A 24,121-nucleotide genomic window follows, 5' to 3' on the forward strand; every position below is an offset into this window, starting at 1 on the left:
CGCGGCGATGAGCACCGAGGCTCGAAAACCGCCGGCCCAGATCGCGCTGAAGATCAGGCGCATTCTGGGCGGCAAGGCAGGCTGGAACGGCGTCGCCGTCCAGTTTGCCTTCGCGGCGATCCTGGGCTGGATCGGCTACGAGATCGTCTCCAACACCCGCGCCAACCTCGAGAACCAGCACATCGCCGCCGGCTTCGGCTTCCTACGCAACAATGCCGGCTTCGACGTCAACCAGACCCTGATCTCCTACACCGGCTCGGACACGTTCCTGCGCGTGTTCGTGGTCGGGCTCCTGAACACGCTCGTGGTCTCGGTGGTCGGCATTTTCTTCTCCACCGTGATCGGCTTCATCGTCGCACTGTGCCGGCTGTCGCCGAACTGGCTCTTGTCGCGCGTCGGCGAGATCTACGTCGAGATCATCCGGAACCTGCCGCTGCTGTTCCAGATCCTGTTCTGGTACCTGGCGGTGCTCGCCGCGCTGCCCAATCCCAGGCAAAGCATTTCGCTGCTCGGCATCGCCTTCATCAGCAATCGTGGCCTCGTCATTCCATCACCGATCGGCGGAAGCGGCCTGGTCCCGTTCCTGGTGGTATTGGCCCTCGGCATCGTGGCGTCGCTGGCCTTGCGCATCCACGCGCGGCGCGCGCTGTTTCAGCGCGGGCAGGTCATCCGCATCTGGCCCTCTGTGCTGGTCCTGCTGTTCGGCCTGCCGCTCGCCACCATACTGGTGTTCGGTTTGCCTTTCACCGTCGAGCTGCCGCAGCTCAAGGGCTTCAATTTCGCCGGCGGCTCGCGCATCATTCCGGAGTTCGTGGCACTGACGCTGGCGCTGTCGACCTATACCGCCGCCTTCATTGCCGAGATCGTGCGTGCCGGCATCCTGTCCGTGCACAAGGGGCAGATGGAGGCGGGGTCCTCGCTCGGCCTCAGCCGCGGCGCCACGCTGCGGCTGATCGTCGTGCCGCAGGCGATGCGCGTCATCGTGCCGCCCCTGACCAACCAGTATCTCAATCTCACCAAAAATTCCTCGCTTGCGGTGGCGATCGGCTATCCTGATCTCGTCTCGGTATGGGCCGGCACGTCGCTGAGCCAGACCGGGCAGGCGATCGAGATCATCGCCATGACGATGGGCGTCTATCTTCTGATCTCGCTGCTCACCAGCGCGATCATGAGCGTCTACGGTTGGCGCGTCAGCCGGAGCCTCGGCGCATGACCGACATCACCTCATCCGCTTATGTCCGGCAGGATCTGCTCACCGAGCGTCCTGCGCCGGTGAAGACGACGGGCTTCATTGGCCTCGTGCGCACGCGCCTTTTGAACTCGCCGACCAACATCCTGATCACCATCGTCAGCGCCTTGCTGCTCTGGTTCACCATCGTTCCGTCCGTCCGATTCCTGGTCGTCGACGCGGTCTGGACCGGCAGTGACCGTGCGGCGTGCCTGACCGAGAACGCGGGGTTCGCGGTCGGCGCCTGCTGGCCCTACATCCAGGCCAAGCTGCCGCAATTAATCTATGGCTTCTATCCCGAGGCCGAGCGCTGGCGCGTCAACCTCACATTCGCCCTGGCGGCGGTCCTACTGGTGCCAATGCTCGTTCCGCGCCTGCCGGCGAAGGGGGTGAACGCCAGCCTGTTCTTCTTCGCCTTTCCCGTCGTCGCGTTCTTCCTGCTGCATGGCGGCGGCATCTCGGGCTTCGGCGTGAGCTGGACGGCGGGCCTGCTGCAATTGTTCGACGACAGCATCATCGGCGCGGGGCAGGTCCTGCTCAGTCTCAGCAAGACCTCGGCGGTCGCCCCGCTGCTGTGGGTCGTCGGCAACCTCATCCTGCTGGTCGGCAAGGCAATCTTCTGGCTGATCTTTCCCCTGACCTGGCTGCGTGACCAGCTCGAGGGCTCGGGCCAATCGGTCTGGACCGACTTTGCGATCACCACGGCCGTCGTCGCGCTGATCGCCTTTGTCCTCGGCGGTGGCGGGCGCACGGGATGGCGTCCCCTGGCATGGAGCATCGCGACTTTCATCGCCATCGCCATCGTGATCAAGCTGATGGGGCTTGATCACGGCGGACTGGCGGTCGTGCAGACGCGACTCTGGGGCGGTCTTCTCGTGACGCTGGTGGTCTCCGTCGCCGGCATCGTCACGTCATTGCCGATCGGCATTGCGCTGGCGCTCGGCCGCCGCTCCAGCATTCCGCTGATCCGGATATTCTCGATCGCCTTCATCGAATTCTGGCGCGGCGTGCCGCTGATCACGGTGCTGTTCTTCGCAACCTACATGCTGCCGCTGTTCCTGCCGGGCAATTTCACGGTCGACGGCCTCGTCCGCGCGCTGATCGGGATCGCGCTGTTCACGGGCGCCTATCAGGCCGAGAACGTCCGCGGGGGCCTCGCTGCGATCCCGCGCGGGCAGGGCGAGGCGGCGGCGGCGCTCGGGCTGTCCTGGTGGAAGACGACGTCGCTGATCGTGCTGCCGCAGGCGCTGCGCCACGTCATCCCGAACCTCGTCAACAGCTTCATCTCGCTGTTCAAGGATACCTCGCTGGTCTCCATCGTCGCGCTGTTCGATTTGCTGGGGTCGCTGCGCGCCTCGTTCGCGGACCCGAAGTGGTCGACGCCGTCGACCTTGTTCACCGGCTTTGCCTTTGCCGGTATCATCTATTTCCTGTTCTGCTTTGGAATGTCGCGCTACTCGCTCTTCGTCGAGCACCGTCTCAACGCCCACCGTCGCAACTGATCGAGGTCACCATGTCCGAGCCCATCGTCAAGATTTCCGGCCTGAACAAATGGTACGGCGACTTCCACGTGCTGCGCGATATCGACCTCGAGGTCAAAAAGGGCGAGCGCATCGTGATTTGCGGCCCCTCGGGCTCGGGCAAGTCGACGCTGATCCGCTGCATCAACGCGCTGGAGGAGTTCCAGGAAGGCGAGATTGTCGTCGACGGCATCGAGCTCGGGCCGAACCTCAAGCATATCGACGCGGTGCGCCGCGAGGTCGGCATGGTGTTCCAGAGCTTCAATCTGTTCCCGCATCTGACGGTTCTGGATAACTGCACGTTGGCGCCGATCTGGGTGCGCAACATTCCCAAGAGGGACGCCGAGGCGACCGCGATGAAATTCCTGGAGCGGGTCAAGATCCCGCACCAGGCCAACAAGTTTCCGGGCCAGATGTCCGGCGGCCAGCAGCAGCGCGTCGCCATCGCCCGCGCGCTGACCATGAATCCGAAAGTGATGCTGTTCGACGAGCCGACATCGGCGCTCGATCCCGAGATGGTCAAGGAGGTGCTCGACACCATGGTCGATCTCGCCGAGGAGGGCATGACCATGCTGGTCGTCACCCACGAGATGGGCTTTGCCCGCGAGGTCGCCAACCGCGTCGTGTTCATGGACGCCGGCCAGATCATCGAGGCCAACACGCCGAACGAGTTTTTTGCGGCCCCGCAGCATGCGCGGACGAAGCTGTTTTTGAGCCAGATTTTGCGGTGATCCAAACCGTGCTGCCGTAGGGTGGGCACGCTACGCTTTGCCCACCCTACAGCAGCTCAACTTGATCTGCGGTCCGTAATCTCTTCGCAACCATATCCAGGGTTGTGCCCCCGCCGCTTCACCCGTTCGAAAGCTCTTTCTGCGCCTATGGCGCAAAAAGGGGGCGCCTGTGCTCGACCTCGTATTTGGCTTCAATACCCGCCTGGGACGCCTAAAGTTCTTCCTCGCCACGCTCGCGCTCGCGGTCGTGATGACCGCGATCTGCTTTGCGGTCGCGACGTCGGCGCTGCGCAACGTCAACCCGGCCAATGTTCGCCCCGACGATCTCCTGAAGAGCTCGGGAATGATCGCGGCGATGGTGTTCTTCGCGCTGGCAACCATCACGCTGTACTCGATGCGCTTCCGCGATATCGGCTGGGATCCGGTCTGCGTGGTCCCGGCCTGGATCGCGCTGATGATCGTTGACTACGTCGTCGCGATGAAGTTTCCGCACCTTGCGATGGGCCAGGAGCATACCGGCACGGTGGTCGGCAGCATCGTCTATCTCGTGCTGACGCTGGCGCTGTTGTTCTGGCCGGGCAGCGACCGCTACACTTAGCACACGCGGCTGCAACCGGTTCGGCCTAAACGAACGGCGGCTTGATGTTGCTGCGCTTCTCGAGCCACTCCGGCACGGGCAGGTTCTTGGCGCGCATGAAGTCCGCGTTGAACAGCTTGGACTGATAGCGGCTGCCGGAATCGCACAGCACGGTCACGATGGTCTTGCCGGGTCCGAGCTGTTTTGCGAGCCGCACCGCGCCGGCGATGTTGATGCCGGTCGAGCCGCCGAGGCAGAGGCCCTCGTGCTGGAGCAGCTCGTAGATGACGGTGACGGCCTCGGTATCGGGAATGAGATAGGCGTCATCGACCTTCGCCGTCTCGACGATCGCGGTCGCGCGGTTGAGGCCGATGCCCTCGGTGATCGAGCCGCCGGGCGTCGCTTTGGCATCGCCGGTCCTGAAGTATTCGTACATGCCGGCGCCGTGCGGATCGGCGCAGGCGATGCGGATATCCTTGTTCTTCTCCTTCAGATAGCGGCTGACGCCGGCGAGCGTGCCGCCGCTGCCGACCGAGCAGACGAAGCCGTCGACCTTGCCGCTCGTCTGCTCCCAGATCTCCGGTCCGGTGGACTCGTAATGCGCCTTGGCATTGTCGAGATTGTTCCACTGGTCGGCGAACAGCACGCCATTGGGTTCGGTCTTGCGCAGCTCGTCGGCCAGCCTGCGGCCGACATGCTGGTAGTTGTTGGGATTGGCGTAGGGCAGGGCCGGCACCTCGATCAGCTCGGCGCCGCAGAGCTTCAGAAAATCCTTCTTCTCCTGGCTCTGCGTCTCCGGGATCACGATCAGCGTGCGGTAGCCGCGCGCGCTGGCCACGACCGCGAGGCCGATGCCGGTGTTGCCGGCGGTCGCTTCCACCACGAGACCGCCCGGTTTGAGCTCGCCGCGCCTCTCGGCCTCCAGAATCATCCATTTGCCGGCGCGATCCTTCACCGACTGCCCGGGATTCATGAACTCGGCCTTGCCGAGGATGGTGCAGCCGGTCAATTCCGAGGCGCGCTTGAGCTTGATCAGCGGGGTGTTGCCGATGGCTTCGACAACGTCGTTTCGAGTGGTCATATCGGGGGAAATCACTGGCAAGGGGTTGATCTGGTTGGCCAGAACCTAGTGCTTGGGAGGCCAAAGGGGAAGGCTTTTGCGCTGCGGCGAAATTCGCGAAAGCAATGCCGGAGATCGGCGAAATGATATCTTCGATCACCGCCTGGCCATGGAAAATAACGCAAGTCACGAGCGGCCTAGGAAAGTGAATGGCGCGCGGCGGACGGAGGACCTGCATGTGCGGGCAGCGGCGCGTTCAGTCGCGGTCATCGATGGCCTTGCGAGAACCGCCTATGCCCGCTTGAGACGGAGCCAAAGCAGCATGTTGCAGATTGCTGCTGGTGCAGCCGGATCGAACGGCTTCCGCGCAGGTGTGGCGCCAATATCACATGAAATCTTAGTAAGCTTGAGCACGCTTTGCGGTGGCTCGAAAATGCAAAAAGTCTCTGCCAGACAGGCGTATCTCGCATTTTCGTAGCTCCGGTATCGATGGGCTTGGCCGACCATCTCGCACCTGCGGGACTGTCCCGCTGTTCCGCACCCGGCTAGTATGAATTCCACGGTTCCGAGAAAGCATCACCTGTGAGCGAGTTATCCAACGCCCCCCGACTGTTCCGCCGCGAATCGGTTAATCCGGCTCGGCGGTGGCGGCTCGGTCTGCCCGGCGGGGGGTGGATGTGACACAGGATGTTTCTGCGATCGCCGTGCGGCGGTCCCCGGACTCTGCATCCCGGATGCGGCACGCCGCACGCTGGCTTGCGGTACTGTGCCTCGCCGCCGGTTCCGGCGCTTGCGTGCTGACCCAGGACCTCCCGGATCCCGCGCTCGACGTGCCCACGCAGTACAAATATGCGGGCAAGGGCGATGTGCCGCCGTCACTGGATTGGTGGCGCGGCTTTCGCTCCGCCGAGCTCACGCAACTGATGGAGGAGGCGCAGACCGTCAACCTCGACATCGCCGCCGCCGTCGCCCGCATCGTCCAGGCGGATGCGCAGGCGCGGCAGGCGGGTGCGGCGCTGCTGCCGAGCCTGTCCGGCACCGGGCAGGAGGCCTATTCGCGCACCTCGGGCTCGAGCGCCTCGGGCCTCTCCATCGGCGGCCGCGAGGTCGTCAACTACCAGGCCTCGCTCAGCGCCAGCTATCAGCTCGATTTCTGGGGCCAGAACCGCGATGCGCTGCAGACGGCGGAAGAGACTGCGAACGCCAACCGCTTCGATCGCGACACGGTCGCGCTGACGACGCTGGCGAGCGTCGCCAACGCCTATTTCCAGGTGCTGGCCTCGCAGGACCGACTACGCACCGCCCAGAGCAACATCGCCAGCGCGCAGCGCATCCTCGATGCCATCCGCGAGCGCCGCAAGGCCGGCACCGGGACCGACCTCGATGTCGCCCAGCAGGAGAGCGTTCTCGCCAACCAGAAGGCGCTGGTGCCGCCGCTGCGGCAGACGCTGGACCAGAACCGAAATGCGCTCGCCGTGCTGGTGTCGCGGCCGCCGGAGAGTGTGCGCATCGCCGGCGGCTCGCTGAACAGCATCGCGATCCCGCGCGTCACGCCCGGCCTGCCATCGGAGATCCTGACGCAGCGGCCCGACATCCGCCGGCAGGAGGCGCAGCTCGCTTCAGCGACCGCCAATATCGGCAATGCCCGCGCACAATTCTTTCCAACCATCCAATTGACCGGCAATGGCGGCTATCAGAGCTCGGCGCTGGCCTCGCTGTTCCAGCCGCATGCGGCCTTCTTCCAGCTCGTCGGCAGCGCGACGCAGCCGATCTTCGACGGCGGCAAGATCCTCGGCAATTTCGAGTTCGCCAAGGCGCGGCAGGACGAGCTGCTCCAGACCTACCGCAAGACCATCGTCCAGGCCTTCACCGACGTCGATAACGCGCTGTATTCGATCAAGCAGACCACGATCAAGTTGCAATTGCAGCGCGATGTCGTTGCCTCCTCGAAGCGCGCCTTCGATCTCGCCGAGCAGCAATTGCGCGCCGGCACTGCCGACATCGTCACCGTGCTGAATGTCCAGCAGACACTATTTCAGGCGGAAGATGCGTTGTGGCAGGCCCAGCTCGCACGGCTTCTTGCCATCGTCAGCCTGTATCAGGCGCTCGGCGGCGGCTGGGAGCCGCGCATGGAGAAACCGGTCAATGCTCTTTAAGCCGGATAGCAAGCAAGGCGCGAAGGAGGGCACGGCGAAGAGGTCGCGCGGCCGCGGCTTCGTCATGACCCTGATCACGCTCGCGATCCTCGGCGGCCTCGGTTATGTCGGCTGGATCGTCACGCACCAGCAGCAGCAGGCCAACAACCGTAACCAGCGGCCCGATTTGCCGGTACCGGTGCTGGCGGCGACCCCGCGCATCCAGGACGTGCCCGTCTATCTCGACGGCGTCGGCGCGATCCGTGCCCTCAACACCGTGACCGTGCGCTCGCAGGTCGACGGCAAGCTGATCGCGGTCAACTTCACCGAAGGCCAGGACGTCAAGAAGGGTGACGTGCTCGGCGAGATCGATCCGGCGCTCTATCAGGCGACCTACGACCAGGCCGTCGCCAAGAAGGCGCAGGACCAGGCCCAGCTCGCCAACCAGCGCATCGACCTGACGCGCTACGAGCAGCTTGCCGCCTCCAATGCCGGCTCCAAGCAGCAGGCCGATACGCAGCGCGCGCTGGTCGCGCAGACCGAGGCGCTGGTCAAGGCCGACCAGGCCGCGATCGACAACGCGGCGGCGACTCTGAGCTACACCAAGATCGTGGCGCCGCTCTCGGGCCGCGCCGGCCTGCGCCAGGTCGACCAGGGCAACATCATCCACGCCGCCGACACCACGGGCCTCGTGGTGATCACGCAGTTGCAGCCGATCGCGGTGTGGTTCAGCCTGCCGCAGCAGCAGATCATGCGCGTCAATGCGGCCGCCGCAAAGGGCACGCTCGTCGTCGACGTGTTCGGCAATGACGGCGTCACCGTGATCGACACCGGCAAGCTCACCGGCATCGACAACCAGGTCGACCAGACCACCGGCACGCTCAGGCTCAAGGCCGAGTTCCCCAACGCCAATTACCAGCTCTGGCCGGGCCAGTTCGTCAATGTCCGCCTCAAGGTCGAGACCTTGATGCAGGCGCTGGTGGTGCCGACCTCGGCGGTGCAGCGCGGCCCGATCGGCACCTTCAGCTACGTCATCGGCGAGGACAATGTGGTCTCGGCCAAGCCGGTGACGGTGACGCAGCAGAACGAGCATGACGCCGTGATTGCCAGCGGCCTGTCGCCGACCGACAAGGTCGTCACAACGGGCTTCGCCAATCTGTCCGACGGCTCCAAGGTCATCGTCGGCCGCGACGACCAGACCCCTTCAGCCGATCTCGCCCCGCGCAAGCGCTCGCGCGGGCCGCAGGGCGAGGCGCAGAAGAAGGATGGCGCCAAGAACGGCCAGAACGAAGGTCAAAAGGACGGACAGGCCAAGGACAGCGAGTTCCGCGCCAAGCGCAAGAGCAGCGAAGGCGATCAGAAGGGTCAGACCGGACCTGCGCCGGGGCCGGGGGGCTCATCGGGAGCTGGAGCTAAGCAGCCATGATCCCGACAACAGCCGCGTGAAGCGGCAGGCATAAACCATGGGTGTCTCCGAACCCTTCATCCGCCGCCCGATCGCGACCTCGCTGCTCGGCATCGCGCTCCTGATCGGCGGCGCACTCGGCTATTTCGCGTTGCCGGTCTCGGCGTTGCCGCAGGTCGACTTCCCGACCGTGCAGGTGACGACGCAGCTGCCGGGCGCGAGCCCCGACGTGATCGCCTCGCTGATCACCGCGCCGCTGGAGCGGCAGCTCGGCCAGATCCCGTCGCTGTCGGCGATGAACTCGACGAGCTCGTTCGGCGTCAGCCAGATCTCGCTCCAGTTCGATCTCAACCGCGACATCGACGGCGCCACCCAGGACGTGCAAGCCGCGATCAACGCGGCCGCCGGCGTGCTGCCGAAGACGCTGCCTTATCCGCCGACCTACGCCAAGGTGAACCCGGCGGATGCGCCGGTGATGACCCTGGCGCTGCGCTCGGACACCATCTCGCTGCGGGCGATGAGCGACATCGCCGACACGCTGCTGGCGCAGCGGCTGAGCCAGATCTCCGGCGTCGGGCGCGTCTCCGTGCTCGGCGGGCTGAAGCCGGCCGTGCGCATCCAGGCTGATCTGGCGCGGCTTGCCGCCTATGGCATCGCCATGGAAGACCTCCGGACTGCGATCGCGAACGCCAACGTCTCGGGGCCGAAGGGCTCGCTCGACGGCGCGCAGCAATCCTACATCATCGCCGCCAACGACCAGATCGCCGCGGCCGATGCCTACAAGCCTGTCATCATCGCCTACCGCAACGGCTCGCCGGTCACGATCGCCGACGTCGCCCAGATCGTCGATGGGCTCGAGAACGACCGCACCGGCGGCTGGTACCAGGGCTCCCCGGCCGTCATCATCGACATCCAGCGCCAGCCCGGCGCCAACGTCATCGACGTCGTCAGCCAGATCCGCGCCGAGATCCCCAAGGTGCAGCGCGCGATCCCGGCCGGCGTAAACCTCACCATCGTCTCCGACCGCACCGTCACCATCCGCGCCTCGGTGCGCGACGTGCAGTTCACGCTGATCCTCAGCGTCGTGCTGGTGACGCTGGTGGTGCTGCTGTTCCTGCGTTCGTTGCGGGCGACGCTGATCGCCGGCGTCGCGCTGCCGCTGTCACTGATCACCAGCTTCGGCATCATGTATTTTGCCGGTTTCAGTCTCGACAATCTGTCGCTGATGGCGCTGACCATCGGCACCGGCTTCGTCGTCGACGACGCCATCGTCATGATCGAGAACATCGTCCGCCACATGGAGAACGGCGAGAGTGCGATGGAGGCCTCGCTGAAGGGCGCCAGCGAGATCGGCTTCACCGTGATTTCGCTGACGGTGTCGCTGATCGCGGTGTTCATCCCGCTGCTGTTCATGTCGGGCCTGGTGGGACGCATGTTCCGCGAGTTCGCGCTGACGCTGACCATCGCGGTCGTGACCTCGGCCGTGGTCTCGCTGACGCTGACGCCGATGATGTGCTCGCGGCTGCTGCGGCATGCGCATGAGGAGCTCGCGGTGCCGGGCCTCGCCGCGATCAGCCGCTTCATCGACCGCACGGTCGAGTTCTATCACCGCACGCTGCTCTGGGTGCTGGAGCGCCAACGCGCCACGCTGGTCGTGACCTTCGCGACGCTGGTCGCAACCCTGGTCCTCTATGTCGTCGCGCCGAAAGGCTTTTTGCCGCTCCAGGACACCGCCTCGATCACGGCAGTAACGGAGGCGGGGCCGGACGTGTCGTTCGGCGAGATGCAGAAGCGGCAGGCCGAGGCCGCCGATGCCATCAAGGCCGACCCTGATGTGGTCGGCGTGGTCTCGGTGATCGGCGCGGGCTCGGTCAACCCGACCACCAATGTCGGACGGCTCGTTATGACATTGAAGCCGCGCGGCGAGCGGCGCGACGATGTCAGCGAGGTCGTGAACCGGCTGAAGCAGCGGGTGGCGGGCATTCCCGGCATGACGGTCTATTTCCAGCCGGTGCAGGACGTGCAGATCTCGACCCAGTCGAGCCGATCGCAATACCAGTACACGCTGACCGGGACCGATGCGGCGCTGGTGTCGGAATGGGCGCGCAAGCTGGTTACGGAGATGCGGCGCGATCCCTTGTTCCGCGACGTCTCGTCGGAGGCGCAGGAGGGCGGGCTGCGGGCGCAGCTCGATGTCGACCGCACCCGTGCCGGCCAGCTTGGGGTGAGCCTGCAAGCGATCACCGACACGCTCAATGATGCCTTTGCACAAAGGCAGATCTCGACCATCTACGGCCAGGCCAACCAGTACCGCGTGGTGCTGGAGGCACTGCCGATGTACCAGCGCGATCCCTCGATCCTGTCGAAGCTGTATCTGCCGGGTGCGGCGAGCTCCGTCGTCGGCGCGCCCAACGCCCAGGTGCCGCTGTCGGCAGTGGCGACATTGAAGCGCACCACGGCGCCACTCGCGATCTCGCACCAGGCTCAATTCCCGGCGGTGTCGCTCAGCTTCAACCTCGCCCCGGGCGCTGCGCTCGGCGATGCCGTCGAAGCCGTGAAGACGATCGAGACCCGGATCGGCATGCCCAACAGCATCGTCGGCGTCTATGCCGGCGATGCCGCCGAATTCGCCAAGGCGCTCGCGGGACAACCCTGGCTGCTGCTCGCCGCCGTCATCACGATCTACATCGTGCTGGGCGTGCTCTATGAGAGCTACATCCACCCGATAACGATCCTGTCGACGTTGCCCTCGGCCGGCGTCGGCGCGATCCTGGCGCTGGTCTTGTGCGGACAGGACCTCTCGGTGATCGGCCTGATCGGCATCATCCTGTTGATGGGCATCGTCAAGAAGAACGCGATCATGATGATCGACTTCGCGCTCGAGGCCGAGCGCGGGCAGGGGATGTCGCCCAATGAAGCGATCGTGCAGGCCTGCCTGTTGCGCTTCCGGCCGATCATGATGACGACACTGGCGGCATTGTTCGGCGCGCTGCCACTCGCGATCGAGAGCGGCACCGGCGCCGAGCTGCGCTTCCCGCTCGGCATCTCCATCATCGGCGGCCTGCTGCTGAGCCAGCTGCTGACGCTCTACACCACGCCGGTGATCTACCTCGCGCTCGACCGCATCAACCGCCGCCTCGAGCAGGCGCTGCCGCCGGCCGAATCCGGTGGCCCGCCGGTCGCAGGCGCGACCGAGGGGATGCAGTGATGGCATCGATCTCGGAGCCCTTCATCCGCCGACCGGTCGCGACCACGCTGCTCTCGATCGGGTTGTTCCTGCTGGGTGTCGTCGCCTACGAGTTCCTGCCGGTCGCTTCGGTCCCGAACGTCGATTTCCCCGCCATCTTCGTCTCGGCCAGCCGTCCCGGCGCCGATCCGTCGGTGATGGCGGCGACGGTGGCCTCGCCGCTCGAACGGCGGCTGGGCGAGATCGCCGGCATCAACCAGATCACCTCGACCTCGTCGCTCGGCACCACCAACATCCAGCTCCAGTTCGACATCGGCCGCAACATCGACAAGGCCGCCCGCGACGTGCAGGCGGCGATCAACGCCGCGCTGGTCGACCTGCCGAGCGACCTGCCGACGCTGCCGCGCTTCCGGAAAGCCAACACGGCCGGCGCGCCCGTGTTCGTGCTGGCGCTGACCTCGAAGACGCTGTCGGCGAGCGCCATCTACGACGTCGCCGACACGGTGCTGGCGCAGCGCATCTCGCAGGTGCCCGGCGTCGGCGATGTGACCGTGTCGGGCGCCGACCAGCCGGCGGTCCGGGTGCAGCTCAATCCCGTCGCGCTGTCGAACGCCGGCATCGCCACCGACGACGTCCGCACTGCGATCATCAACGCCAATCCGCTCGGCCCGGTCGGCATCTTCAACGGCGAGCGTCAGAGCGAGACGCTGTCGCTGAACAAGCAGATGCGCACTGCGAAGGAGTTCCGCGACATCGTCATCAAGAGCTCCAACGGCAATTTCGTCCGGCTCTCCGACGTCGCCGACATCGAGGATTCCGTCCGCAACGCCCGCTCCATCGCCTGGTTCAACAAGCAGCCGGCGGTCCTGATCCAGATCACCAAGCAGGGCGATGCCAACGTCATCGACACCGTCGACCGGGTGAAGGCGCTGATCCCCGAGCTGAAGCAATGGATCCCGGCCGGCGTCGACATCTCCACCCTGGTCGACCGTACCAGCACGATCCGCGCCAGCGTGCTCGACATGCAGTGGACGCTGCTCGCGACCGCCATCCTCGTGATGGTCGTGGTGTTCGTGTTCCTGCGCCGGCTGACGCCGACGATCGCCGCCGGCATCTCGGTGCCGCTGGCGCTGGCCGGCACCTGCGCCGGCATGTGGGTGGCGGGCTTCTCGATCGACAATCTGTCGCTGATGGCGCTGGCGATCTCGGTCGGCTTCGTCGTCGACGACGCCATCGTCATGATCGAGAATATGTTCCGCAACCTCGAGCACGGCATGCGGCCGATGCAGGCGGCGCTGGAGGGCGCAAAGCAGATCGGATTCACGGTCGTTTCGATCAGCCTGTCGCTGATCGCGGCGTTCACGCCGCTGATCTTCATGGACGGCATCGTCGGCCGTCTCCTGCGCGAATTCTCGCTGACTCTGACCTTCGCGATCCTGGTTTCGACGCTGGTGTCGCTGACGGTGACGCCGATGATCTGCGCCCACTATATCCGGCAGACCACCTCCGGCACCGCGACGCTGTTCGACCGACTGATCGAGGGCTCGCTGTCGCGCATCGTCGCCTTCTACGCCCGCACCTTGCGCACCGTGCTGGAGTTTCCGCTGCTGACGCTGCTGGTGTTCTTCGCCACCATCGCGCTGACAGTGACGCTCTACATCAAGGTGCCCAAGGGCTATTTCCCGACCGATGATTCCGGCTTCGTCATCGGCGCGACGCGCGCCTCCGCCGACATCTCGTTCCAATCCATGCTCAGCCTGCAGCAGCGGCTCGCCGACATCGTGATGCAGGATCCGGCCGTCGCCGGCATCGGTTCGACCGTTGGCAGCGGAGGGGGCCCGGGCGCCGCGACCTCGAACCGCGGCACCATGTTCATCAGCCTGAAGCCGCCGGAGGAACGCAACCACGTCTCGACCGAGGTCGTGATCGATCGCCTCAGGCGCGCTCTGTTTCCCGTGCCCGGCATCCGCCTCTTCATGTTCGCCGCCCAGGACGTACGCGCCGGCGGGCGGCAGAGCGATTCCGACTACCAGTACACGCTGAGCAGCACCGATCTCGGCCTGCTGCAAAAATGGGCGCCGATCGTCGCCAAGCGCATGGAGAGCGTCGAGGGCATCACCGACATCTCCAGCGACCGCGATCCAGGCGGGCTTCAATTGACCTTGTCGATCGACCGGCAAAAGGCCTCGGCGCTCGGCGTCCGCGTCCAGGACATCGACAACGCCCTGAACAACGCGTTTTCGCAGCGACAAATCTCGATCATCTACACCCAGCGCAATCAATACATGGTGGTGCTGGAGATCGATCCGAAATTCCAGGTCGACCCGTCCAACCTCGACCGCATCTACGTCGCCGGCGCCAATGACGCGCAGGTGCCGCTCTCGGCCGTGGTGCATGCAACGCGCGGGCTCGCCGCGCTCGCGGTCTACCATTCGCAGTCGTTCCCCTCGACGACGGTGTCGTTCAACCTCTTGCCCAACGTGCCGCTCCAGGCCGCGACGCAGAACATCCAGCGCGCCGTCGAGGAGCTGCATATGCCGGAGGGCATCCGCGGCAGCTTTGACGGCAATGCGGGCGACTTCGCCAGGACCAGCGGCCGCCAGCCGCTCCTGATCCTCGGCGCGCTGGTCGCGATGTATATCGTGCTGGGGGTGCTCTACGAGAGTCTCGCCCATCCGCTGACGATCATCTCGACGCTGCCGTCGGCCGGCCTCGGCGCGCTGCTGGCCTTGCAGATCACCAACACGCCGCTGACGGTGATCGCCTTCGTCGGCATCATCCTCTTGATCGGCATCGTCAAGAAGAACGGCATCATGATGGTCGACTTCGCGCTGGATGCCGAGCGCCAGCGCGGCCTGTCCTCGGCGGAAGCGATCTTCGAGGCCTGCCAGGCGCGCTTCCGTCCGATCCTGATGACGACCATGGCGGCGCTGTTTGCCGGCATTCCGCTTGTTGTCGCGACCGGTCCCGGCACGGAGCTGCGCCGTCCGCTCGGCATCACCATCATCGGCGGCCTGTTCGTCTCGCAGATCCTGACGCTGTACACCACGCCGGTGATCTATCTCTTGATCGACCGCCTGCGGCGCCGCTCCGAGCCACGCCCGCTGCCTGCGCCGGCGGAATAGGTTGTTGAAGTGCCGCGCTGAGCGTATAGCGGCGGTCATGTCGAACCTTACAGACCCAGCCCCGGCCGAGCCGATCCCCGAATGCCCGCATTGCCAGAAGCCAATGCCGCTGTGCATCTGCGACAGCGTCACGCCGATTGAGAACCGTCTCTCGCTGCTGATCCTCCAACATCCGCAGGAGCAGGACAGGGCGCTCGGCACCGCGCGCTTGCTGGCGAAGCATTTTGCCGATGCCACCGTGCGCGTCGGCCTGTCATGGCCGAGCCTGTCCAAGGCGCTTGGCCGGCCGGTCGAGAACGCCGCGCGCTGGGCCGTGCTCTATCTCGGCTCGGCCCGCGCCGCCGATCTCGAGGCTGAGGGCGAGATTGTCGCGCTCAACCGCAAGGGCGAGATCGCCGAGAACCAGCGCGCCATCCTCGGCAAGCTCGAAGGCGTGGTGCTGCTCGACGGCACCTGGAGCCAGGCCAAGGCGCTGTGGTGGCGCAATCCCTGGATGCTGAAATGCCAGCGCGTCATCCTCAACCCCGCGCATCCCTCGCGCTACGGGCGCCTGCGCAAGGAGCCGCGCAGCGATGGCCTGTCGACCATCGAGGCCGCGGCGACGATCCTGGCCGGCCTCGAGCGGCGCCCCGATATCGCCGAGATCCTGCACGCGAGTTTTGAACGGCTGTTAACGCGCTACCGCGAGGTCCAGGCCGAGATGCCCGAACTGGCGCCGAAACCTGCGCCGAAGGGCCGCCGGCGCGACTTCAGGCGTCGCAAACGAGCCTGACTCCAGCCCACATCCTCCGTACGATTGATTGCACCGCGCCAGGCGGGCGGATAGAGAGCATCGGCCAGACAGGCCGCGCTCTGCTATCCTGTTTGCAGCATCGGAAAGTCGGAAGCGGAAGGGGCCGTCGAATTCAGCGCGTAGCGAAGGAGATCCTGGCACAGGCGGCGCGGCCCGATCGCTGGGGCACGCTCGCGCTGATGGACATTTCGCTGCGCTACCGGCGCACCGTCATCGGCCCGCTCTGGATCACGCTGACGCTTGCCGCCACGATCGCAAGCGTCGGGACGGTTTACGCGGCGCTGTTCAAGCAGGATATCACCGCTTTCCTGCCACCCTTCGCCGTTGGCCTGATCGTGTGGACGCTGATCGCGACCACGCTGCAGGAGGGTTCCAACATCTTCGTCGCCTCCGGTCATCTGATCAAGGCGGTGCCGGCGCCGCTGATCGTGCATGTGCTCCAGATGATCGCGCGCAACGTCCTCATCTTCGCCCATCATCTGGTGATCGTCGTCCTGCTCTATCTGGTGATGCCGTGGCCGCTGCATTGGAGCATGCTGCTCGTCGTGCTCGGATTTGCGATCCTGCTCATCGTGCTGCTCGGCGGCTCGGTCGCGCTCGGCATGCTCTGCGCGCGCTTTCGCGACATCGGCTCGGCCATCGTGAGCGGATTGCAGTTCGTCTTCTTTCTCACGCCGATCATCTGGACCGAGGAGACCGTGCGCGGCACGACGTTCCATTGGCTGGTCCGCGTCAATCCTTTCGCGACGCTGCTCGATCTCGTGCGCAGGCCGCTATTGTCGCAGCCGACCGATCCCGAGCAATGGTTGCTCGGGGCGCTCTATGCCGGCGTCGTCGCAATCATCGGCCTGTCCTGCTACGCCCGATACCGTCATCGCGTGGCGTATTGGCTGTGAGGCGCGCATGACGACTGCCGCCCACATTTCCCTGCGCGACGTCTCGGTGACGTTTCCGGTGCTGTCGTTCCGCGACCGCTCGCTGCGCAGCCGCTTCGTCAGCGCCGTGACGCTGCGGCGGAATGCGGCGGTCCCGCACATCGTCTCGGCCTTGAGCGGCGTCAATCTCGACATCCGCGCCGGCGATCGTCTCGCCATCGTCGGCGCCAATGGCGCCGGCAAGACCACGCTGCTGCGGGTCCTCGCCGGCATCTACCATCCGACCGCGGGCAGTGTGGACGTCAACGGCCGGTGCCTGTCGCTGTTCGACCTGTCGGCCGGCTTCGACGAGGAGGCCACCGGCTACGAGAACATCATGCGGCGCGGGCTCGTGATCGGGGCCCGCCGCGCCGAGATCGACGCTCGCCGCGCGGAGATCGCCGAGTTCACCGAGCTCGGCGACCGGCTCGACCTGCCGCTGCGCACCTATTCCAGCGGCATGATGCTGCGCCTGACCTTCGCGGTCGCAACCGCGGTCGAGGGCGAGATCGTGCTGCTCGACGAATGGATCGGCGTCGGCGACCAGCAGTTCCGGAAGAAAGCGCGGCAGCGGCTCGACGAGATCGTCGCGCGCGCCGGCATCCTGGTGCTGGCCTCACACGACGTCGATCTCATCAAGGCGACCTGCAATCGCGCGATTCTGCTGGAGGAGGGTCGGATCGCGGCTTGCGGCACGACTGAGGAAATTCTCGGCCGCTATCTCGGCGGCGCCAGGACGTAGGCACCCGGTCGGGGTTGCCTAAGCCATTGATCCCCTATATTGGTCCGCCCTTATGGGGCCACGTGGCGGAGTGGTTACGCAACGGTCTGCAAAACCGTGTACACCAGTTCAATTCTGGTCGTGGCCTCCATCACAAGCTTCTGAAATTACTTGCAAAAATAATTCCCTGTCCGTTCCGCTGATGCGGACTGCTACCGGATTGCTACCATTCGGTTCCGGCGTCCGCGCGGCTGCCTTCAGAGCGGCATCGACCATCGCCGCGGACTGGGAAGCGCGACCGCCAGCGGCTGGCGGCGCATGCCCGCCGGCTCAGACGATAAAACGACAAGGGCGCGGGGCTTCGGTTCCGCGCTTTCATTTGACGACGCGGTTCGCCTTGGTCCGTTAGATTGAAGGGCTAGGGTATCCGCAGCGCTCACGGGTTATAAGCACGTGCCCTTGCCGCCAATTTTTGACCACGTGCCCGTTCCAACATTGATGGTGCTTTTGGGCGTAGCCAATCAACGCCAAGATAATCAAAGCTACTGCGACGCATCCGGCTACGATGTTCTGTGCCATGGCTGCCACTCCGCAGGACCACAACGTCAAAGGATAGATGAACACCCAGAGATCGCAGCCGTCAATGCGCCGCAGATCAGCCCGAGATCGATCAAGCACGTGCTGCGCCGCCGCTTCCCTGAGGGAGACTGGCACGAGGCCGCCGGTTCACGCTGGCGGGCCGCCAGTCTCACCACTTGCGGGCTACGTTTTTCACGCGTTCGAGTGCGACGAACGCAGCGCCAACCAATGACGTGTTTACAAGCGAGTCGTGAACTTTGGTTCTGAAAGGCTCTGGCGCATAAGTGATGGCGAGACCCGCAGTGGGTACGAGAACTATCAGGCCGACAATTGTGATACGCTGCTACACGCTGCCGGAGCACATGGTGCCCGACATCTCGCACGGCCGAATGTACTGCAAATGGTTGAGGGATAGGCACGGTATAGACACCGACGCCAACTTACGCCCACGTCTACGAGGACGGTCGGAGGGTTGCGGCGAAAGCCTACCCTGAAGCCCTATTGCCGAATTTCAGGAGGCACTTCCGCGAGGAGTGCTGCCGAATCGCGCGATTGAATATTTCCGTGGGCGCGACAGCGAGGCTCTTCAGTACCTCCCGAAGCTGATCGCCGACAGCAAACCGAAGAAGCTGAACCAGGGGGCTCGGCAGCCTTGGCGAGAGCGTAGGGCGTCGGAGTCTGATCGGCGCCCACGAGGCAGGATCAGCGCATTATCGACGAGCTTCGGGAGTTCGAGCAGTTTTGCCTGGGGCTGGCCGAGGAGAGACAGGGCGGCGCCACCGGATTTGCCCGGGGCTTGGCGGAACCCGGCGATTCAGGCCCGATGGCATAGACTTCGCATCTGCGAAGCGATGCATTCCCCATCACCCGAGCGCTGGAGCAGCCGTGGGCGACATCGTCCGATTTGTCCCGAAATCCGAGCTGGAGCGGGCCCGTCTCATTCGCGAGGCCCGCGCGATCTATGACAGCATCTTTCCGCCGGCCATCCCCGACAGGGTGCCGCAGGACGGCGAGGAGCGCGTCAAGACCTGATCGCGGCCGCGCCGGGCTCGGCGCTTGGCCAAAAAGCAAAACGCCCGCGACTCGCGGGCGCATCGGCTCATCATGAAAGTGGCCTCAGCCGGCCGCGTACCAGCCGTCCGGAAACGGCAGCAGGGGCCAGGCGCCCTCATTGTCATTCGCAGCCTTGGGCGTCGCGTTGAAGCTCCACGAGCGGGGCACGAATTCCTCCTCCGCCGCGGGCTCAAAATCCTGATGGACCATGGCGTCCCGGACGGCATCCAGCAGCAAGTTGAATTCGGCTTCGCTCATCACACCCTCCGGCAATTCGGAGCGCGAATGTCGCAAAGCCGGTTTGTTTCCAAATTGAGCCGATCGTTCGAATTCTAACGATCCGACGATCGCGGCCCGATTGGTTAGCGATTCCTGAAAAATCCCCGCGCAAATCTAGGCAGCCCGGGCGCAACGCCAGTGTGAAAGAGATCACATTCTCGGCGGTTTATTTCTCCTACGCCTTCACACACCGGCCAATGGTGGCCGGTCGGGCAGAGCGGGAGACTGGTCATGAAGGCGAGGTTCTTGCGGTTTGCGGGTGTGAAGAGCCGGGCGCGTCGCGCCTCGACGGTCGGACTATTCCTGGCGCTGTTTGCCTCCGCCGCCCAGGCGCAGGGGACGCCCGAGCAGCGCCGGGCCTGCACCCCCGACGTCTACCGGCTCTGCGCCGGCGAAATCCCCAATGTCCGCGCGATCACGGCCTGCCTGCGCCGTAACCGGTCAAGCTTGAGCGAGGCTTGCCGCACCGTGTTCGATCAGGCCGGCGGCTGACATAGCTGACCTGTGGTTTTGTGCGCAGCAAGTGGCCTGCGCGGGCTCGCGAATCCGGCATGATCAGCCTGTGGATATGCTGCGGACAGCCTGTGAAGTGCTGTGGATACCGGACGCAGATGTGTCGGCCGCGCGCCGCATTCCCGTCGTCTGTCGTCATATCTCTGTCAACTAACTTCATCATCTGATTCTCGGGTCGCGCTAATTGATGCGCCATTCAGGATAATTTGGTTCGCCCGAATTCGGAATTGAGTGCTGTAGCGTGCATCGCGCACGAACAGTTTTTGTGCAGCCCCTTGCCCAAATCGCGGGCCTCGTCCGTCCAATTTTTTGTACGCCCGCGGACAAGCTTTTCGCGGCCCACTCCCGCACGCTTCCTTCCTGAACACTGGACCATGGCAGGCGCCATGACATTTCGGAGGAACTGGCGAGATGGAGAAATCGGTTGGGCCCCAGGCGCGGCAGGGGATGGCGCGCACAACATTGCGCTGGCGCAAGCTCATGCTCGGCGCCGCCATCGCTGTCGGCCTGGTCGCCGCAGCACCGCTGAGCGCGCACGCCGCCGCACCGGCCGCCTGCGCCGCGCTCCAGGAGAAATATCCGGACTGGAAGGGCAAGACGCTCGTCAACGCCATCAACCCGCACACGCCGGGCTATGAGACGATCGATCCCAAGGATCCCAGCAAGTATATCGGCTTCGACATCGATCTCGGCGAGGCCATCGGCGAGTGCCTCGGCTTCAAGCTGACCTACAAGCCGGTGACCTTCGCAGCGCTCCTGACCACGCTCGCCGCCGGCCAGGCCGACATCGTGATCTCCGACATCTACGCGACCAAGGAGCGCGCCAAGGCCGCCGACTTCATCACCTATTCGAAGGTGTTCGACGGCGTGCTGGTCGCCAAGGGCAATCCGAAGGGCATCAACGGCATCAACATGTCGATGTGCGGCACGGCGGCCGCCGAGAACACCGGCTATGTCGAGGTGCCCCTGATCCAGGCGCTGATCCCGGAGTGCAAGAAGGCCGGCAAGCCCGAGCCGACCATCCAGCTCTACGACAACAACGCCAACTGCATCCAGGCGATCCTCGCCGGCCGCGCCGACACCTACATCAACGACGTCAACACCGTCGACAGCGCAGTGAAGGCCTATCCGGACAAGCTGGAGAAGGCGATCGCGGTGACGATCCCGTATTCGGTCGGCATCGCCGTTCCCAAGGACAAGCCGAAATTCCGCGACGCCGTGCTGGCCGCGCTGATCGAGGTGCAGAAGGCCGGCACGCATATGGAGCTTCTGAAGAAGCATGGGTTAGACGTGAACAACTTCAAGGAGCCGGACATTCTGACGGCTGACTGATGTCGCTGTTCCTCCATTACCTGAGCATGCCGTATCTGCTCGAGGGCATCGAGCTCACCCTCGAGGTGACTGCCCTCGGGCTCGGCGGCGGATTGATCCTCGGATTGATCCTCGCCGGCATGCAGCTCTCGCGCTTCTGGCCTCTGGCGGCGATCGCCCGGGGCTACACCGTGATCTTCCGCGGCACGCCCCTGATCCTCCAGATGGTGTTCGCCTACGACGCGCTGCCGCATATCGGCATCAAGCTGCCGGCGGTGCTGGCCGCGGGCCTGGCGCTCGCCTGCAACGAGGCGCCGTTCATCGCGGAAATGCTGCGTGCCGGCGTACTCGGCGTCGATCGCGGACAGCTGACGGCCGGCCAGGCCCTCGGCATGACGCCATCCATCCTGATGCGCCGGGTGATCGCTCCACAGGCGATCCGCACCATGATCCCGGCCTTCGGCAACGAGGCAGTCAGCGCGCTGAAAAACTCCTCGCTCGCTTCCGTCGTCGCGGTGCAGGAGCTGACCCTGCGATCGACCCAGCTGGCGTCCTCGACCTTCGACTTCTTCTCGATCTTCTTCGCCTCGGGACTGCTGTATCTCGTGCTGACCGCCACCATCAGCGGCATCCAGCTCTTCGCCGAATGGCTGCTCGACCTCGATCGCACCACGCGCCGCGAGCGGAAGCTCGCCGACTATCTCCCCTGGCGCCGCGTTGAACTTGCCACCAAGCTCGACCTTGCCGATGCGGCTGGCGCCGATCCCGAGCCCGCACCGGCTGAGCTGACCGACACCCCGCCGCTGGCCCTGACCCGCGAGGAACGCGCCCGCCGCGCCGCGACGATTGCGCGCAACAATATCGCGGTCGAAGCCAAGGGCCTCGCCAAGAGCTACGGCCCGCAAAAGGTGCTCGACGGCCTCGATCTCACCATACGCGTGGGCGAGGTGGTGGCGCTGCTCGGCCCCAGCGGCTCCGGCAAGAGCACGCTGCTCCGCTGTATCAACCATCTCGAGAACTGGGACGCTGGCACCATCCGCGTCGGCGGCCGCCGCCTCGGCTTTGGCGAAGATGGCAAGCCGCTGTCGCCGCGCGCCATTGCCAATGAGCGCGCCAGCGTCGGCGTCGGCATGGTGTTCCAGCAGTTCAATCTGTTCGCCCATCTCTCGGCCAAGGAGAACATCGCCGGTCCCTTGCGCTGGGTCCACGGCATGACCCGCATTGATGCCGAACGCCGCGCCGCCGAGCTGCTCGACCGGGTCGGGCTCTCGCATCGCGCCGATGCGTTGCCGCGACATCTGTCCGGCGGCCAGCAGCAACGCGTCGCCATTGCCCGCGCGCTGGCACCGAACCCGAGCGTGCTGCTGCTGGACGAGCCGACCTCGGCGCTCGATCCCGAACTCGTCAACGAGGTGCTGGAGGTGATCCGCCGCCTGGCCATCGATGACGGCCTCACCATGATCATCTCGACACACCAGATCCGCTTTGCCGACGAGGTCGCCGACCGTGTCGCGTTCTTGAGCGGCGGCGCGATCATCGAGGAGGGACCGGCGCACGAGGTGCTCTCCAATCCCCGCAATCCGCTGACCGCGCGTTTCCTCAGCGTGATGGAAACCGACAAGACTCCAGAGGCGGTGCGATGAGCGCTCTCTCCATCACGTTCAAGACCCCCGAAGAGGCCACCTCATGAAGCATGTGACGCTGCCGGTTTCGCCCAAGACCGTTCACTGGGGCTATTTCTCCAAGAAGGTCGCGCCGGCTCTGACGCTACGCTCGGGAGACCGCGCCACTATCGAGACGCTGACGCATCATGCCAACGACGATTATGAACGCATGATCCAGGGCGATCCCGGCGCCGAGAGCGTGTTCCACTGGACGCGTGAGCACAAGGCAGTCGCGCGCCGCGGCTCGGGCCCGGTCGAGGGCCCGTTCATCCGCGGCGCGGGCGAGGGGATCGGCGTGCATCTGCTCACCGGCCCGGTCGCGATCGAAGGGGCCGAGCCCGGCGACATTCTGGAGGTGCGGATCCTCGATGTCCGGCCGCGGCCGAGCTGCAGCGCCTGCCACGCCGGCCGCTGCTTCGGCTCCAATGTCGCGGCGAACTGGGGCTTTCACTATCACGACCTGATCGAAGAGCCGAAGCCGCGCGAGGTCGTGACCATCTTCGAGCTCGACACCTCGGGCGAGCCCCACGCAAAGGCCGTCTACAACTACGTCTGGACGCCGCAGACGGACCCCGACGGCATCGTGCACCCGACCATCGACTATCCCGGCGTGCGCGTTGACCACGGCACCATCAAAAAGCGCGAGAACATCCTCTCCAGCGTGAAGGTGCCTGCGCGACTGCATTTCGGCACCATGGGCCTCGCGCCGTCGGAAGCCGATTTCGTCAGCTCGATCCCGCCGAGCTACACCGGCGGCAACATCGATGACTGGCGCATCGGCAAGGGCGCGCGGATGTTCTATCCGGTCGCAGTCCCCGGCGCCTATTTCTCGGTCGGCGATCCCCATGCGGCCCAAGGTGACAGCGAGCTCGGCGGCACCGCGATCGAGACCTCACTCACCGGCGATTTCGAGTTCATCCTGCACAAGAAAGCTGATCTGGCCGGCACCCATCTCGAAGGCCTCGACCATCCCATGCTCGAGACCGACCATGCCTGGTCGTTCTACGGCTTCACCTATCCGAACTATCTCGCCGCGCTCGGCGCCGATGCGCAAACCGAGATTGCCAATCATTCGAGCCTCGACCGTGCGATGCGCGATGCGTTCCGCAAACTCCGGAGATTCCTGATGACGGTGCATCGCCTGAGCGAGGACGAGGCGATCTCGCTGCTGTCGGTCGGCGCCGATTTCGGCGTCACCCAGGTCGTCGACGCCAATTGGGGCGTCCACGGCACGATCCGCAAGAGCATTTTCCGATGCGACTAATGCATTGACAGACATTCCGTTTTTGGGATGAACGCGTGAAGGACAAGCCCCGCCTGTGGCCC

The 24,121-nt window shown here is 65.1% G+C and carries 18 protein-coding genes and 1 tRNA gene; 17 read left to right on the forward strand and 2 right to left on the reverse strand.

The features are described 5' to 3' along the window. The first annotated feature begins 7 nt into the window (after positions 1-7). The 4 genes from FOM02_RS26855 (at position 8) to FOM02_RS26870 (ending at position 4,077) form a co-directional block, all read left to right on the forward strand. A complete protein-coding gene (locus FOM02_RS26855; protein WP_027558001.1) occupies positions 8-1,213 on the forward strand; it encodes an amino acid ABC transporter permease in 1,206 nt (401 codons plus the stop codon). Next, positions 1,210-2,730 carry an amino acid ABC transporter permease gene (locus FOM02_RS26860; protein ID WP_027558002.1) on the forward strand — a complete coding sequence of 507 codons (1,521 nt, stop codon included), beginning with the start codon at positions 1,210-1,212 and terminating at the stop codon, positions 2,728-2,730. The genes FOM02_RS26855 and FOM02_RS26860 overlap by 4 nt, the downstream gene beginning before the upstream one ends. A gap of 11 nt (positions 2,731-2,741) precedes the next feature. After that, complete coding sequence (locus FOM02_RS26865) at positions 2,742-3,479, forward strand: amino acid ABC transporter ATP-binding protein (protein ID WP_027558003.1); 738 nt, start codon at positions 2,742-2,744, stop codon at positions 3,477-3,479. Positions 3,480-3,648: 169 nt separating this feature from the next. Further along, positions 3,649-4,077: a DUF805 domain-containing protein gene (locus FOM02_RS26870; RefSeq protein ID WP_051377898.1), complete on the forward strand. Its 429-nt coding sequence runs from the start codon at positions 3,649-3,651 to the stop codon at positions 4,075-4,077. Positions 4,078-4,102: 25 nt separating this feature from the next. Here FOM02_RS26870 and FOM02_RS26875 read toward each other — a convergent pair whose 3' ends face one another. Beyond that, complete coding sequence (locus FOM02_RS26875) at positions 4,103-5,137, reverse strand: cysteine synthase A (RefSeq protein ID WP_027558004.1); 1,035 nt, start codon at positions 5,135-5,137, stop codon at positions 4,103-4,105. A gap of 650 nt (positions 5,138-5,787) precedes the next feature. Between FOM02_RS26875 and FOM02_RS26880 the strand changes: the two genes are divergently transcribed. From FOM02_RS26880 to FOM02_RS26920, 9 genes are all read left to right on the forward strand, one after another. Next, positions 5,788-7,272, forward strand: a complete 1,485-nt coding sequence (locus FOM02_RS26880) for an efflux transporter outer membrane subunit (protein WP_027558005.1) — start codon at positions 5,788-5,790, stop codon at positions 7,270-7,272. After that, positions 7,262-8,677: an efflux RND transporter periplasmic adaptor subunit gene (locus tag FOM02_RS26885; RefSeq protein WP_027558006.1), complete on the forward strand. Its 1,416-nt coding sequence runs from the start codon at positions 7,262-7,264 to the stop codon at positions 8,675-8,677. The genes FOM02_RS26880 and FOM02_RS26885 overlap by 11 nt, the downstream gene beginning before the upstream one ends. A 37-nt stretch (positions 8,678-8,714) precedes the next feature. Then, positions 8,715-11,864 carry an efflux RND transporter permease subunit gene (locus tag FOM02_RS26890; protein ID WP_027558007.1) on the forward strand — a complete coding sequence of 1,050 codons (3,150 nt, stop codon included), beginning with the start codon at positions 8,715-8,717 and terminating at the stop codon, positions 11,862-11,864. Continuing rightward, complete coding sequence (locus tag FOM02_RS26895; protein WP_027558008.1) at positions 11,864-14,968, forward strand: efflux RND transporter permease subunit; 3,105 nt, start codon at positions 11,864-11,866, stop codon at positions 14,966-14,968. Before FOM02_RS26890 ends, FOM02_RS26895 begins: the two co-directional genes overlap by 1 nt. Positions 14,969-15,005: 37 nt before the next feature. Continuing rightward, positions 15,006-15,740, forward strand: coding sequence for a tRNA-uridine aminocarboxypropyltransferase (locus FOM02_RS26900; protein WP_027558009.1), 735 nt, complete (start codon positions 15,006-15,008; stop codon positions 15,738-15,740). A 200-nt stretch (positions 15,741-15,940) separates the two neighbouring features. Beyond that, positions 15,941-16,657, forward strand: coding sequence for an ABC transporter permease (locus FOM02_RS26905; RefSeq protein WP_027558010.1), 717 nt, complete (start codon positions 15,941-15,943; stop codon positions 16,655-16,657). A gap of 7 nt (positions 16,658-16,664) precedes the next feature. Beyond that, positions 16,665-17,417 (forward strand): ABC transporter ATP-binding protein, encoded by a 753-nt coding sequence (locus tag FOM02_RS26910; RefSeq protein WP_027558011.1) that lies wholly within the window; start codon positions 16,665-16,667, stop codon positions 17,415-17,417. Between the two features lie 56 nt (positions 17,418-17,473). Next, positions 17,474-17,547 (forward strand) — tRNA-Cys (locus FOM02_RS26915). A 1,313-nt stretch (positions 17,548-18,860) separates the two neighbouring features. After that, positions 18,861-19,007: a hypothetical protein gene (locus FOM02_RS26920; protein ID WP_167336504.1), complete on the forward strand. Its 147-nt coding sequence runs from the start codon at positions 18,861-18,863 to the stop codon at positions 19,005-19,007. Between the two features lie 84 nt (positions 19,008-19,091). Here the strand turns inward: FOM02_RS26920 and FOM02_RS26925 are convergent, their stop codons facing one another. Continuing rightward, positions 19,092-19,286 carry a hypothetical protein gene (locus tag FOM02_RS26925; RefSeq protein WP_027558012.1) on the reverse strand — a complete coding sequence of 65 codons (195 nt, stop codon included), beginning with the start codon at positions 19,284-19,286 and terminating at the stop codon, positions 19,092-19,094. Positions 19,287-19,538: 252 nt separating this feature from the next. On the opposite strand from FOM02_RS26925, the gene FOM02_RS26930 reads away from it, so the two are divergent. From FOM02_RS26930 to FOM02_RS26945, 4 genes are all read left to right on the forward strand, one after another. Beyond that, positions 19,539-19,799 carry a hypothetical protein gene (locus FOM02_RS26930; protein WP_027558013.1) on the forward strand — a complete coding sequence of 87 codons (261 nt, stop codon included), beginning with the start codon at positions 19,539-19,541 and terminating at the stop codon, positions 19,797-19,799. Between the two features lie 468 nt (positions 19,800-20,267). Next, positions 20,268-21,152: an ABC transporter substrate-binding protein gene (locus tag FOM02_RS26935; RefSeq protein WP_051378463.1), complete on the forward strand. Its 885-nt coding sequence runs from the start codon at positions 20,268-20,270 to the stop codon at positions 21,150-21,152. Then, the gene (locus FOM02_RS26940) at positions 21,152-22,774 is read left to right on the forward strand and encodes an amino acid ABC transporter permease/ATP-binding protein (protein ID WP_027558015.1); all 1,623 of its coding nucleotides are present in this window, start codon (positions 21,152-21,154) and stop codon (positions 22,772-22,774) included. The genes FOM02_RS26935 and FOM02_RS26940 overlap by 1 nt, the downstream gene beginning before the upstream one ends. A gap of 43 nt (positions 22,775-22,817) precedes the next feature. Beyond that, positions 22,818-24,059: an acetamidase/formamidase family protein gene (locus FOM02_RS26945; RefSeq protein WP_027558016.1), complete on the forward strand. Its 1,242-nt coding sequence runs from the start codon at positions 22,818-22,820 to the stop codon at positions 24,057-24,059. The last annotated feature ends 62 nt before the right edge of the window (positions 24,060-24,121 follow it).

The organism is Bradyrhizobium sp. SEMIA (genome assembly GCF_014844175.1).
GTDB classification, from domain to species: Bacteria; Pseudomonadota; Alphaproteobacteria; order Rhizobiales; family Xanthobacteraceae; genus Bradyrhizobium; species Bradyrhizobium arachidis.

Bases quoted from the DNA above. Each gene is read 5' to 3' on its own strand.
- FOM02_RS26855 (WP_027558001.1), top strand. From the start codon at position 8: ATGAGCACCGAGGCTCGAAAACCGCCGGCCCAGATCGCGCTGAAGATC.
- FOM02_RS26860 (WP_027558002.1), top strand. From the start codon at position 1,210: ATGACCGACATCACCTCATCCGCTTATGTCCGGCAGGATCTGCTCACC.
- FOM02_RS26865 (WP_027558003.1), top strand. From the start codon at position 2,742: ATGTCCGAGCCCATCGTCAAGATTTCCGGCCTGAACAAATGGTACGGC.
- FOM02_RS26875 (WP_027558004.1), bottom strand. From the start codon at position 5,137: ATGACCACTCGAAACGACGTTGTCGAAGCCATCGGCAACACCCCGCTG.
- FOM02_RS26885 (WP_027558006.1), top strand. From the start codon at position 7,262: ATGCTCTTTAAGCCGGATAGCAAGCAAGGCGCGAAGGAGGGCACGGCG.
- FOM02_RS26890 (WP_027558007.1), top strand. From the start codon at position 8,715: ATGGGTGTCTCCGAACCCTTCATCCGCCGCCCGATCGCGACCTCGCTG.
- FOM02_RS26895 (WP_027558008.1), top strand. From the start codon at position 11,864: ATGGCATCGATCTCGGAGCCCTTCATCCGCCGACCGGTCGCGACCACG.
- FOM02_RS26900 (WP_027558009.1), top strand. From the start codon at position 15,006: ATGTCGAACCTTACAGACCCAGCCCCGGCCGAGCCGATCCCCGAATGC.
- FOM02_RS26905 (WP_027558010.1), top strand. From the start codon at position 15,941: ATGGACATTTCGCTGCGCTACCGGCGCACCGTCATCGGCCCGCTCTGG.
- FOM02_RS26910 (WP_027558011.1), top strand. From the start codon at position 16,665: ATGACGACTGCCGCCCACATTTCCCTGCGCGACGTCTCGGTGACGTTT.
- FOM02_RS26925 (WP_027558012.1), bottom strand. From the start codon at position 19,286: ATGAGCGAAGCCGAATTCAACTTGCTGCTGGATGCCGTCCGGGACGCC.
- FOM02_RS26930 (WP_027558013.1), top strand. From the start codon at position 19,539: ATGAAGGCGAGGTTCTTGCGGTTTGCGGGTGTGAAGAGCCGGGCGCGT.
- FOM02_RS26935 (WP_051378463.1), top strand. From the start codon at position 20,268: ATGGCGCGCACAACATTGCGCTGGCGCAAGCTCATGCTCGGCGCCGCC.
- FOM02_RS26940 (WP_027558015.1), top strand. From the start codon at position 21,152: ATGTCGCTGTTCCTCCATTACCTGAGCATGCCGTATCTGCTCGAGGGC.
- FOM02_RS26945 (WP_027558016.1), top strand. From the start codon at position 22,818: ATGAAGCATGTGACGCTGCCGGTTTCGCCCAAGACCGTTCACTGGGGC.